General features: G+C 41.9%; 7 protein-coding genes. 5 read left to right on the top strand and 2 right to left on the bottom strand.

What is annotated here, in order from left to right; genetic code table 11:
* The first annotated feature begins 10 nt into the window (after positions 1–10).
* A complete protein-coding gene (locus RG565_RS06400; RefSeq protein ID WP_195323521.1) occupies positions 11–538 on the top strand; it encodes a 5-formyltetrahydrofolate cyclo-ligase in 528 nt (175 codons plus the stop codon).
* On the top strand, positions 531–1211 hold the full coding sequence (locus RG565_RS06395; RefSeq protein WP_247937379.1) for a rhomboid family intramembrane serine protease: 681 nt from the start codon (positions 531–533) through the stop codon (positions 1209–1211). Before RG565_RS06400 ends, RG565_RS06395 begins: the two co-directional genes overlap by 8 nt.
* Positions 1212–1268: 57 nt before the next feature.
* Here RG565_RS06395 and RG565_RS06390 read toward each other — a convergent pair whose 3' ends face one another.
* Positions 1269–2105 carry a putative RNA methyltransferase gene (locus tag RG565_RS06390; RefSeq protein WP_247937378.1) on the bottom strand — a complete coding sequence of 279 codons (837 nt, stop codon included), beginning with the start codon at positions 2103–2105 and terminating at the stop codon, positions 1269–1271.
* A gap of 244 nt (positions 2106–2349) precedes the next feature.
* Positions 2350–3606: a tyrosine--tRNA ligase gene (gene tyrS, locus RG565_RS06385; RefSeq protein WP_247937377.1), complete on the bottom strand. Its 1257-nt coding sequence runs from the start codon at positions 3604–3606 to the stop codon at positions 2350–2352.
* Positions 3607–3788: 182 nt separating this feature from the next.
* Here tyrS and pbp1b point away from each other — a divergent pair, with 182 nt between their 5' ends.
* The 3 genes from pbp1b to rpoC all read left to right on the top strand — a co-directional run bounded on the left by pbp1b (position 3789) and on the right by rpoC (position 13669).
* Entirely contained in the window at positions 3789–6128 is a 2340-nt protein-coding gene (pbp1b, locus tag RG565_RS06380; RefSeq protein WP_247937376.1) for a penicillin-binding protein PBP1B, read from the top strand.
* A 297-nt stretch (positions 6129–6425) separates the two neighbouring features.
* A complete protein-coding gene (rpoB, locus tag RG565_RS06375; RefSeq protein ID WP_049533566.1) occupies positions 6426–9992 on the top strand; it encodes a DNA-directed RNA polymerase subunit beta in 3567 nt (1188 codons plus the stop codon).
* A 38-nt stretch (positions 9993–10030) separates the two neighbouring features.
* A complete protein-coding gene (gene rpoC / locus RG565_RS06370) occupies positions 10031–13669 on the top strand; it encodes a DNA-directed RNA polymerase subunit beta' (protein WP_049533567.1) in 3639 nt (1212 codons plus the stop codon).
* The last annotated feature ends 38 nt before the right edge of the window (positions 13670–13707 follow it).

Below are 13707 nucleotides of genomic sequence, written 5' to 3'. Positions count from 1 at the left end.
GAGAAGATAAATGAAGGCAGATTTGCGCAAAACTATAGTCAGGAAAATGAAAGAGCAGGAATTGATAGTAAAACAGCAGAGAGATGCTTTGCTCACTCAGTACTTGCTGGAATCTTCTGCTTATCAACAAGCTAGAACAGTTGCGACTTATTTATCTTTGCCACACGAGTTTGACACAAGGCTTTTCATCAGGCAGGCTCAAGCAGATGGCAAGCGGGTTTTGGTCCCTAAGACTTATCCCCAAGGGCGCATGATTTTTGTGGATTATAATCCAAATGACTTGGAATTGACTGCTTTTGGTATCTGGGAACCAAGAAGTGAACGAGTGGTGGAAAAATCTCATATTGATTTGATTCATGTTCCGGGCATTGCTTTTAACAAAAAAGGCTATCGTATTGGCTATGGAGGCGGCTATTATGACCGCTATTTGGCTGATTTTAAAGGGATGACAGTCAGTACAATTTATCCTTACCAGTTAGTTGATTTTCAACCAGATGATTGTGATATTCCCGTTCAGGAGGTATTGATTTGTGAATAAAATTTATGATAAACGTTATCCAGTGACGAGCTTATTATTGCTTATCACGACAGGAGTTTTCTTAGCAATGTTTCTGTTGCGTGGCTTTAATTATGCTAGTACCCAAACGATTTACGAATTTGGAGCGATGAATGGTCGAACGATTCAATATTTCCCAAGCCAGATCTGGCGCTTAGTATCGGCGATTTTTGTTCATATCGGCTTGGAGCATTTTGTGATGAATATGATTACGCTGTATTTTATCGGGCGGCAAGCCGAGGACATTTTTGGCTCGTGGAATTTTCTGTTTCTTTACTTGATGTCTGGCATTTTAGGAAATGTATTTGTCTTCTTTTTCACTCCAAATGTTGTGGCGGCAGGTGCCTCTACATCTTTGTTTGGGATTTTTGGCGCTATTATTGCTTTGCGCTATGCAGTTCGCAATCCCTATATTCAGCAACTCGGTCAGTTATACCTAGTTCTTCTAGTTATGAACTTGGTGTTGAGCTTGACACCGGGAATTAGTTTGGCAGGTCACTTAGGTGGTGCAGTCGGGGGCGCTTTGTGTGCGGTTATTTTTCCAGTTCGAGGGGAAAGAAGAGCTTATCAAGTGGGGCAACGGTTATTGGCGTTGATTGCTTATGTTGTTTTAGCTTTGGGAATGATTTGGTTAGCTTTTAATCGAAGCATATAAAAAGAGGTTAGATAGACTGCTGTATCTCGCAGCAATCTGTTTCTACCTCTTTTTGCTTTATTTCTGTTGACCAACTAAAATCTTTGCAGCAATCGTGATGTCAGTTAATGGTGACCAATCTATTTTATCAATGTCAATATTAAAAAGAAGCGGTGTCATGTGAAGAAGTGCCGCTTTCTCATTTTCTCTCAAGCTGAAAGTGGCTGCAACGTCATAAGAATTCGTAATGGTAAAGGCTTCTTCAAAATGCTCAATGATTTTGTGATTGGAATAATTTGTGTTTGTTAATTGCTCGGCAACGATACTACGAATTTCTTGCAAGTGTTGGCTGCTAGGAATAACCTTAATGAGCAGGCCGTTTTTCCGCAAGACGCGCTGAAATTCTTGGTAATTGGCGGGAGAGAAGATGTCTAAAATCACATCCATGCTAGCATCTTGAATAGGGATGTGCGCCAAATCTCCAACAAACCAATTTACCGCCAGACTGTGGTCACTTTTGGCTGCTAGTTGAATAGACTCTTTTGATAAATCGAATGCATAGATACGTTTAGCTGGCAATTGTGCTTGCAAATTTCGAGCATAATAGCCTTCTCCGCAGCCAATGTCCAGCAGATTGTCGTGTTGTGGTAAAGATGATAAAATTTCTAGTAATTTCTTCAAAATTGGCTGGTAAAATCCTGCTTCGAGAATCAATTGTCGATTTTGAAAGTTGGATTTATCGTAGGCTTTTGATTGCTTTACCTGTGGAGCCAAGTTGACATAGCCGAGTTTTGCCAGATCAAAGGAATGCTTATTTTTGCATTTGAGACTATTTTCTGCTAAAAACAAGGCTTGTTGGCAAAAAGGGCAAGCAAAGAAAGTAGCAGTTTCAAAGCGTTTAAATTTGGGTTTCATGCGTTTTCTCTTTCATCAATTTCTGTGTCTAGTGTAACATGTGAGAAATGCTTTGGCAAGCAGATAAAGAAAGGGACATTTAAAATGAACCACACTTTTAAAGCGGTTGGAGCTAAAGCAAGCACCATGGCAATATGCTTTTTGCTAAGTGAGAATGAAAAGAAGCTGGAGCGAAAAGTCTCCAACTTCAAAGTATATAGCGTAATAAACCAACGATGTAGTAGTTGATTGCTCTCTTTCCTATTTAGTAAGTCAAAACAAAATATTTTTTCTTACCACGACGGATAACGGTGAGTTCGTTTTCCAATTTGTCAGCGTCCGTTAATCTGTAGTCAAGGTCTTGAATACGCTCGCCATTGACATAAATAGCACCGTTTTGGACATCTTCACGCGCTTGGCGTTTAGAATTAACAACGCCAGCCGTTACCAAAAGTTCTACGATGTTGAGATTGTCATCTGTTTTCACTTGATAATTTGGCACGCCGCGAAGTCCTTGTTTCAATTCTTTGACAGAAAGATTTTTAATGTTTCCAGCAAAAAGCTGCTCGGTAATATTGAGTGCTTCTTTGTAGGCTTTTTCGCCATGCACAAATGTAACGACTTCTCGCGCTAAGATTTTTTGCGCCAAACGTTCATGTGGAGCTGCTTCAAATTGCTTCCCTATTTCTTCGATTTCATCAAGCGGAAGAAGGGTGAAAATTTTAAGGAAACGAACGGCATCAGCGTCCATGACATTCATCCAGAATTGGTACATTTCGTAAGGACTGGTCTTATCAGCATTGAGCCATACAGCGTTGCCTTCTGACTTACCAAATTTCTTACCGGTTGCGTCTGTGATAAGGGGCACTGTAATAACGTGAGCTGTTTTGTCTGCCTTCCGACGAAGCAATTCAGTACCAGCAGTCATATTGCCCCATTGGTCAGAACCGCCGATTTGCAAAGTGACACCGTATTGCCGATTTAGCTCAAAAAAGTCATAGCCTTGCATAATCTGGTAAGCGAACTCAGTATAAGAAATCCCTGTTTCAATTCGTTTTTTTACGGACTCTTTACTCATCATGTAGTTGACGGTGAAATATTTTCCAACATCGCGTAGAAAATCAATAAAACTAATATCGGAGAACCAGTCGTAGTTGTTGACCATTTCAGCCTTGTTGTCGCCATTTTCAAAATCAAGAAAACGAGATACTTGCGCTTGAATGCTTCGTACCCAGCCCTCAACGGTGTCTTTTGTTTGTAAACTCCGCTCTGTATCTTTAAATGATGGGTCGCCAATTAAGCCAGTTGCACCGCCGACGAGAGCGTAGGGTTTGTGACCTGCCAACTGTAAATGTTTCATGACAAGGATTGGTACAAGATGACCGAGGTGCAGGCTGTCAGCTGTTGGATCGTAGCCAGAATAAAAACTAACATTTCCTTCCGCTAGGGCCTTGCGCAACGCTTCTTCGTCAGTTGTTTGAAAAACCAAACCACGTTCTTTTAGCTCATCAAAAATGTGCATATCTGTCTCTCCTTTATAAAATTTCTAGTTATTGTAACATTGTATCACAAACAGCCATTAGAATGTAGTGAAATTGCAAAAATAATTTAAAAAAACAATGATTCCAGCCAAGGATTGCCTTTCCTGTTGTCAGAAGTTTCATAAATTTGCTATAATAGGCAGAGAAAGTTCAAGGAGAAAGAATGATTCAACAAGTTTTTGAAAAGATGAAACGATTGTTTGAAAAACTTTTTCAAACGAATCGTCCTAGCAAAAATGAAAAAGAAAGCTGGACACTTTGGAGTGTTGGCGAGACTGTCCTTCGTACTCTGAAATTATTATCAAATGTCTTTTTTGTATTTGTTTTTTTAGGTTGCTTGTTTGGTGGAGGCATTGCATTAGGATATGGTGCACGAATCTTTGACAAGGTTGAAACTCCTAAAAAAGAAGAGCTCATCAAAAAAATTCAAGATATTTCAACCATTTCTGAATTAAAATATGCTGATGGCAGCTCCATTTCAGCCATTGATAGTGATTTGTTGCGAGTGCCAATTAAGAGTAAAGATATTTCTGACAATGTGAAAAAAGCAGTCATTGCGACAGAAGATGAGAATTTTCGGAAGCACAATGGGGTTGTCACAAAAGCTGTTTTGCGGGCGACGCTAGGCTCTGTTGCAGGGATTGGTTCCTCAAGTGGAGGTTCTACCTTAACTCAACAGTTAATCAAGCAACAAGTTGTTGGCGATGCTCCAACCTTTAGTCGTAAAGCATCAGAAATCATTGATGCGCTGGCTTTAGAACGCTACATGAGCAAAGACGATATTTTAACGACTTATTTGAATGTGGCACCGTTTGGGAGAAATAACAAAGGGCAAAATATTGCTGGTGTGGAAGAAGCTGCACAAGGAATTTTTGGAGTTCCTGCCAGCAAATTGACAATTCCTCAAGCAGCTTTTATTGCCGGTTTACCACAAAGTCCGATTGTTTACTCTCCTTATGCAGCTGACGGTAGCCTGAAAAGTGCTAAAGATATGACTTTTGGTCTCAATCGTGCGAAAAATGTTATTTACAATATGTACCGAACAGGTGCGATTAGTAAAAACGAGTACCAATTGTATAAAGATTATGATTTAAAACGAGACTTTTTACCAAGTGATACGACTTCGGCAAGAACACATGACTATCTATATTACGTTGCTATGAAAGAAGCTCAAAAAGCAATGTATGATTACTTAATCAAACGTGACAATGTTTCACAGCAAGAGTTGAAAAATGATGCAACAGTGAAAGCTTACAGAGAACTAGCTGCGAAAGAGTTGAGTGAAGGCGGCTACACTGTCACCACAACTATTAATAAGAATGTGCATAATGCAATGCAAAATGCAGTAGCTAATTTTGGTAGTGTCTTAGATGATGGAACGGGTGCAGTCGAAGCTGGAAATGTTCTCATGGATAATCGTACAGGAGCTATTTTGGGGTTTGTGGGAGGACGTGATTATGCTTCTAACCAGAACAACCATGCATTTGATACAGAGCGCTCACCAGGCTCAACCATTAAGCCGATTTTAGCCTATGGTATTGCCATAGACCAAGGGCTTATGGGAAGTGCCAGCATGCTGTCTAACTACCCTGCAAATTTCTCTAGCGGTGAGCCGATTATGCACGTAGATAGCCGTGGTACAGCCATGATGGACTTGCAGGAAGCTTTGAATACTTCTTGGAACATTCCAGCTTATTGGACCTATAAATTGCTTCGTGACAAAGGAGTTAATGTCCAAGGGTACATGGAGAAAATGGGCTATCAAATTGAAAATTATGATATTGAAAGTCTGCCAATGGGAGGAGGTATTGAAGTATCTGTCGCCCAACACACCAATGGTTTCCAAACTTTAGCCAATAATGGGGCATACCAAGAGCGCTATATGATTGAAAAGATTACGACAAAAAACGGGAAAGTTGTCTATGAACACAAAGCAAAACCTGTTCAGGTTTACTCTAAGGCAACGGCGACGATTATGCAAAGTCTTATGCGTGGGGTATTGAGTTCGGGTGCTACGACGACCTTCAAATCTCGTTTAACGCAGATTAATAGCGGTTTAGCTAATGCTGATTGGATTGGTAAAACGGGTACGACTAACAGTAATGGTGACATGTGGCTCATGGTATCCACTCCTAAATTAACGTTAGGTGGTTGGATTGGTCATGACAATAATGCTTCAATGGCAGCTTTGACTGGTTACAACAACAATGCGCAGTATATGGCTCAACTAGTAAATGCAATTTATCAAGCCGACCCAAGTCTCTGGGGAGTTGGTGACAAGTTCAATCTAGATTCTAGTGTCATTAAGTCCAATGTTCTTAAAGCAACGGGTGAACGAGCTGGCACAGTAACAGTCAATGGTCGCAGTATGAACCTGACCGGACAGACAGTTACTAGCTATTGGGCGAAAAACGGTGCTCCGATGACCACCTATAAATTTGGAATCGGCGGAACAGACAGTGATTATCAAAAAGCTTGGGCAGCACTTTTAGGCGGACGCTAAATAAAGGTAAATAAAAACATTTTCATAAGTAAAAAACTTGAAAAGCAGAGTTAAATAAGGTATAATATTGCTAATAATTTGTCGTCTGCTTTATTTGAAATATTGTCCATATAAAGCTTACAGCAGTTAAATCATACTTTCAGAGTCAGATTTAGCTGCTCTTTTTGTGCCTATTTTTGGGATTTTTATTGTTTGTCATTAAAACTTAAAGATTCTGAAAATTACTCAAAAAGGACAAATGAAAATTGCTACTCTATCATGTAATAGAGAATGTAGAAAGAAGAAGGAGTAAAAAACTTGGCAGGACATGAAGTTCAATACGGGAAACACCGTACTCGTCGTAGTTTTTCAAGAATCAAGGAAGTTCTTGATTTACCAAATTTGATTGAAATCCAAACGGATTCGTTCAAAGATTTTCTTGACCATGGTTTGAAAGAAGTATTTGAAGATGTACTTCCTATCTCAAACTTTACAGATACAATGGAGCTAGAGTTTGTTGGTTATGAAATCAAAGAATCCAAATATACCTTAGAGGAAGCACGTATCCATGATGCCAGCTATTCAGCACCTATTTTTGTGACGTTCCGTTTGATTAATAAAGAAACTGGTGAAATCAAGACCCAAGAAGTGTTCTTTGGTGATTTCCCAATCATGACCGAAATGGGGACCTTCATTATCAATGGTGGTGAGCGGATTATCGTATCACAGCTCGTTCGTTCTCCGGGTGTTTACTTCAACGATAAAGTAGACAAAAATGGTAAAGTTGGTTATGGTTCAACTGTCATTCCTAACCGTGGAGCTTGGTTAGAGCTGGAAACAGACTCAAAAGATATTGCTTATACTCGGATTGACCGTACTCGTAAGATTCCGTTTACGACACTTGTTCGTGCGCTTGGTTTTTCTGGTGATGATGAAATCTTTGACATTTTCGGCGACAGCGATCTCGTTCGCAACACGATTGAAAAGGATATTCATAAAAATCCAATGGATTCACGTACGGATGAAGCGCTTAAAGAAATCTATGAACGTCTTCGTCCAGGTGAGCCTAAAACAGCTGATAGCTCACGTAGTCTATTGGTCGCTCGTTTCTTTGATCCACATCGTTACGACTTGGCGGCAGTTGGTCGTTATAAAATCAATAAAAAATTAAACATTAAAACACGTTTGTTAAATCAAACGATTGCAGAGCCTTTGGTAGATCCAGAAACAGGTGAAATCTTGGTTGAAGCTGGAACTGTTATGACACGTAGTGTCATTGATAGCATTGCAGAATACTTGGACGGTGATTTGAATAAAATTACTTATATTCCAAATGATGCAGCTGTGTTGACAGATCCAGTTGTTCTTCAAAAATTCAAAGTGGTGGCGCCAACTGATCCAGATCGTGTGGTAACTATTATTGGTAATGCTAACCCAGGTGATCGAGTTCATACGATTACGCCAGCAGATATTTTGGCTGAGATGAATTACTTTTTGAACCTCGCTGAAGGGCTGGGTCGTGTGGATGATATTGACCACTTGGGAAATCGTCGGATTCGTGCCGTTGGTGAATTGCTTGCTAACCAAGTACGTCTTGGATTGTCTCGTATGGAGCGTAATGTTCGCGAGCGCATGAGTGTGCAAGATAATGAAGTGTTGACACCGCAACAAATCATTAACATCCGCCCAGTCACAGCAGCGATTAAAGAATTCTTTGGTTCCTCTCAATTGTCTCAATTTATGGATCAACATAACCCACTGTCTGAATTGTCTCACAAACGTCGTTTGTCAGCCTTGGGACCTGGTGGTTTGACTCGTGACCGTGCTGGATATGAAGTGCGTGACGTGCACTACACCCACTATGGACGTATGTGTCCGATTGAAACACCTGAAGGACCAAACATTGGTTTGATCAATAACTTGTCTTCTTATGGTCATTTGAATAAATATGGTTTTATCCAAACGCCTTACCGTAAAGTGAATCGTGAAACAGGTCTGGTCACTAATGAAATCGTTTGGTTGACAGCGGATGAAGAAGATGAATTTATCGTAGCGCAAGCAAATTCTAAATTAACAGAAGATGGTCGTTTTGCAGAAGCGATTGTCATGGGACGTCACCAAGGGAACAACCAAGAATTTCCTTCAGATCAAGTAGACTTCATGGATGTATCGCCTAAGCAGGTAGTTGCGGTTGCGACAGCTTGTATTCCTTTCCTTGAAAACGACGACTCAAACCGTGCTCTCATGGGTGCCAACATGCAACGTCAGGCGGTACCGTTGATTGATCCGCATGCACCATACGTTGGTACGGGAATGGAATACCAAGCAGCTCATGACTCCGGTGCTGCGATTATTGCCCAACACGACGGTAAAGTTGTATATTCTGATGCAGCCAAAGTTGAAGTTCGTCGTGAAGATGGCTCACTTGATGTCTATCATATTACGAAATTCCGCCGTTCAAACTCTGGTACTTCTTACAACCAACGTACGCTGGTAAAAGTTGGCGATACAGTTGAAAAAGGTGACTTTATCGCAGACGGACCTTCTATGGAAAAAGGTGAAATGGCACTTGGACAAAATCCAATCGTTGCTTATATGACATGGGAAGGTTACAACTTTGAAGATGCCGTTATCATGAGTGAGCGTTTAGTGAAAGACGATGTTTACACATCTGTTCACTTGGAGGAATTTGAATCAGAAACACGTGATACAAAGCTTGGACCTGAAGAAATTACGCGCGAAATTCCAAACGTCGGTGAAGATGCTTTGAGAGACCTTGACGAAATGGGAATTATCCGCATTGGTGCTGAGGTAAAAGAAGGCGACATTCTTGTCGGTAAAGTAACACCGAAAGGTGAAAAAGACTTATCTGCTGAAGAACGCCTGCTTCATGCAATCTTCGGTGATAAGTCTCGTGAAGTGCGTGATACCTCCCTTCGGGTACCACACGGTGGTGCAGGTGTTGTCCGTGATGTGAAGATCTTTACTCGTGCGAACGGTGATGAATTGCAATCCGGTGTCAACATGTTGGTACGTGTTTACATCGCTCAAAAACGGAAAATCCGTGTTGGGGATAAAATGGCCGGACGCCACGGAAACAAAGGGGTTGTTTCCCGCATTGTTCCAGTTGAGGATATGCCGTATCTTCCAGACGGAACACCAGTTGATATCATGTTGAACCCACTTGGGGTGCCATCTCGTATGAATATTGGTCAAGTTATGGAGCTTCACCTCGGTATGGCTGCTCGCAACCTTGGCATTCACATTGCAACACCAGTATTTGATGGTGCTAGCTCAGATGATCTTTGGGAAACCGTTCGTGAAGCTGGCATGGATAGTGATGCCAAGACAATTCTTTATGATGGACGCACTGGTGAGCCATTTGATAATCGTGTGTCCGTTGGTGTCATGTACATGATCAAACTTCACCACATGGTTGATGACAAGCTCCATGCTCGTTCAGTTGGTCCTTATTCAACCGTTACGCAACAACCTCTTGGTGGTAAAGCGCAGTTCGGTGGGCAACGTTTTGGAGAAATGGAAGTTTGGGCTCTTGAAGCCTACGGTGCTTCTAACGTCCTTCAAGAAATCTTGACTTACAAGTCAGATGATATCAATGGTCGTTTGAGAGCTTATGAAGCCATTACCAAAGGTAAGCCGATTCCAAAACCAGGTGTTCCAGAATCCTTCCGTGTCCTTGTGAAAGAATTGCAATCACTTGGTCTTGACATGCGTGTCCTTGATGAAGACGACAATGAAGTCGAACTTCGTGACTTGGATGAAGGTATGGATGATGATGTGATTCATGTAGACGATCTTGAAAAAGCACGTGAAAAAGCAGCGCAAGAAGCAAAAGCCGCTTTTGATGCTGAAGGGAAAGAATAAGAACTGATTCAATAGATAATAAAGAAAGGTAAGAAATAGTGGTTGATGTAAATCGTTTTCAAAGTATGCAAATCACCCTAGCTTCTCCTAGTAAAGTCCGCTCTTGGTCTTATGGGGAAGTGAAGAAACCTGAAACAATTAACTACCGCACACTAAAACCAGAACGCGAAGGGCTTTTTGATGAAGTCATCTTTGGTCCTACGAAAGACTGGGAATGTGCGTGTGGAAAATATAAACGGATTCGTTATAAAGGAATCATTTGTGATCGTTGTGGTGTTGAAGTAACTCGTACCAAAGTTCGTCGTGAACGCATGGGACATATTGAGTTAAAGGCACCTGTCTCTCATATTTGGTATTTTAAAGGAATCCCAAGCCGTATGGGTCTGACCTTGGACATGAGCCCTCGTGCCCTTGAGGAAGTCATCTATTTTGCAGCTTATGTGGTGATTGATCCAAAAGATACGCCACTTGAGCACAAATCCATTATGACAGAGCGGGAATATCGTGAACGCTTACGTGAATATGGTCAAGGCTCCTTTGTTGCAAAAATGGGTGCTGAAGCAATTCAAGATCTCTTGAAACAAGTAGATCTGGAAAAAGAAATTGCAGAGCTCAAAGATGAATTAAAAACGGCAACTGGACAAAAACGTGTCAAGGCCATTCGTCGTTTGGATGTTTTAGATGCCTTCCAAAAATCTGGTAACAAGCCAGAATGGATGGTCTTAAACATCTTGCCAGTTATTCCGCCAGACTTACGTCCAATGCTTCAGTTGGATGGTGGACGCTTTGCCTCTTCTGACCTAAATGACCTTTACCGTCGTGTTATCAATCGGAATAATCGTTTGGCACGTCTTTTGGAACTAAATGCTCCTGGAATCATCGTGCAAAATGAAAAGCGGATGTTGCAAGAAGCGGTTGATGCTTTGATTGACAATGGTCGTCGTGGTCGTCCTATTACTGGACCAGGAAGCCGCCCGCTCAAATCATTGAGTCACATGCTCAAAGGGAAACAAGGACGTTTCCGTCAAAACTTGCTGGGTAAACGGGTTGACTTCTCAGGACGTTCGGTTATTGCAGTTGGTCCGACACTCAAGATGTACCAATGTGGTGTGCCACGTGAAATGGCTATTGAACTCTTCAAACCATTTGTCATGCGTGAAATTGTCGCGCGTGATATTGTGCAAAATGTCAAAGCTGCTAAGCGCTTGGTAGAACGGAATGATGAACGCATCTGGGATATTTTAGAAGATGTGATTAAAGAACACCCAGTACTCCTTAACCGCGCACCGACGCTTCACAGATTAGGAATTCAAGCGTTTGAGCCAGTTTTGATTGACGGAAAAGCTCTTCGTTTGCACCCACTTGTGTGTGAAGCTTATAATGCCGACTTTGATGGAGACCAAATGGCGATCCACGTGCCCTTGTCAGAAGAAGCCCAAGCAGAAGCACGGATTCTCATGCTGGCAGCTGAGCACATCCTCAATCCAAAAGACGGGAAGCCAGTAGTAACCCCTTCACAGGATATGGTCTTGGGGAACTACTATCTGACTATGGAAGAAGCTGGTCGTGAAGGAGAAGGAATGGTCTTTAAAGACCGTGATGAAGCTGTAATGGCTCTCCGTAATGGCTATGTTCACTTACATACGCGTGTTGGGATTGCGACGGATAGTTTAAACAAACCATGGACAGAAAATCAAAAACACAAGATCCTCTTGACAACAGTGGGTAAGATTCTTTTCAATGATATCATGCCAGATGAATTACCATATTTGCAAGAGCCAAATGCCTCAAACATGGCAGAAGGTGTGCCAGCTAAGTATTTCTTAGAACCTGGTCAAGATGTCAAAGCAGCTATCAGTAAGCTGGAATTAAATGTGCCATTCAAGAAGAAAAATCTTGGAAATATCATCGCTGAAATCTTCAAACGCTTCCGTACAACTGAAACATCTGCTTTCCTTGACCGTCTGAAAGATCTCGGCTATCACCATTCAACGTTAGCAGGCTTGACAGTAGGGATTGCTGATATTCCGGTCGTTGAAGATAAGGCAGAAATTATCGAAGAGTCTCATAAACGTGTGGAACAAATTACCAAACAATTCCGTCGTGGTATGATTACAGACGATGAACGCTACAATGCAGTTACTGCTGAATGGCGTGCAGCTCGTGAAAAATTGGAAAAACGTTTGGTTGCCAACCAAGATCCTAAGAATCCAATCGTTATGATGATGGATTCTGGAGCCCGTGGTAACATTTCTAACTTCTCACAACTTGCTGGTATGCGTGGTTTGATGGCCGCTCCTAATGGCCGCATCATGGAATTGCCTATTCTATCTAACTTCCGTGAAGGTTTGTCTGTTTTGGAAATGTTCTTCTCTACTCACGGTGCTCGTAAAGGGATGACTGATACAGCCCTTAAAACAGCTGACTCAGGTTATCTGACTCGCCGTTTGGTTGATGTGGCGCAAGATGTGATTATCCGTGAAGACGACTGTGGAACCGATCGTGGTCTTGTTATCCGCTCAATTACTGATGGTAAGGAAATGATTGAGCCATTAGAAGAACGCTTGATTGGTCGTTATACGAAGAAATCAGTTAAACATCCTGAAACAGGCGAAATCATCGTTGGTCCCGATGTATTGATTACAGAAGATATGGCGCATGAGATTGTTAGCGCTGGTGTCGAAGAAGTCACTATTCGTTCTGTCTTTACATGTAATACACGTCATGGGGTTTGTCGTCGTTGTTACGGTATCAACTTGGCAACGGGCGATGCGGTTGAAGTCGGTGAAGCAGTCGGAACGATTGCCGCCCAATCTATCGGTGAACCTGGTACACAGCTTACAATGCGTACTTTCCACACGGGTGGTGTTGCGTCTAATACCGATATCACACAAGGTCTTCCTCGTGTCCAAGAAATCTTTGAAGCCCGCAATCCGAAAGGGGAAGCAGTTATTACTGAAGTCAAAGGTGAAGTGACCGCGATTGAAGAAGATGCTTCTACTCGGACTAAGAAAGTCTTTGTTAAAGGGGCAACTGGTGAAGGGGAATATGTAGTACCATTTACAGCTCGTATGAAAGTAGCAGTAGGGGATAAAATCTCTCGTGGCGCTGCTCTGACAGAAGGTTCTATCCAGCCTAAGCACTTGCTGGCTGTTCGTGATGTCTTGTCTGTTGAAACTTACTTGCTTGCTGAAGTACAAAAAGTTTACCGCAGCCAAGGGGTAGAAATCGGTGACAAGCACATCGAGGTAATGGTTCGTCAAATGATTCGCAAAGTGCGTGTCATGGATCCAGGAGATACAGACCTTCTCATGGGTACACTCATGGATATCACAGACTTTACCGATGCTAACCGTGATGTGGTCATCTCTGGAGGAGTTCCTGCGACTGCTCGCCCAGTCCTCATGGGAATTACTAAAGCATCTCTTGAAACAAATAGTTTCTTGTCAGCGGCTTCCTTCCAAGAAACCACTCGTGTCCTCACAGACGCGGCTATCCGTGGTAAGAAAGACCACTTGCTTGGTCTCAAAGAAAATGTTATCATTGGTAAAATCATCCCAGCTGGTACAGGTATGGCTCGTTACCGTAACCTTGAACCACAAGCTGTCAATGAAGTCGAAATTATCGAAGATACAACTGTAACAGAACCTGTGGAAGAAACAACTCCAGTAGAATAATAAAGAGTCGAGCCTTCTCGGCTCTTTTTATGTTCAAA

This window comes from Streptococcus sp. IsoGale021 (assembly GCF_031142795.1).
Taxonomy (GTDB): domain Bacteria; phylum Bacillota; class Bacilli; order Lactobacillales; family Streptococcaceae; genus Streptococcus; species Streptococcus hominis.
Note: the sequence above shows the minus strand (reverse complement) of the source record. Positions and strands in the feature narration are given on the sequence as shown.

What these genes read in the sequence shown, in the direction of transcription:
- RG565_RS06400 (WP_195323521.1), top strand. Translation starts at nt 11, where the DNA reads ATGAAGGCAGATTTGCGCAAAACTATAGTCAGGAAAATGAAAGAGCAG.
- pbp1b (WP_247937376.1), top strand. Translation starts at nt 3,789, where the DNA reads ATGATTCAACAAGTTTTTGAAAAGATGAAACGATTGTTTGAAAAACTT.
- tyrS (WP_247937377.1), bottom strand. Translation starts at nt 3,606, where the DNA reads ATGCACATTTTTGATGAGCTAAAAGAACGTGGTTTGGTTTTTCAAACA.
- RG565_RS06390 (WP_247937378.1), bottom strand. Translation starts at nt 2,105, where the DNA reads ATGAAACCCAAATTTAAACGCTTTGAAACTGCTACTTTCTTTGCTTGC.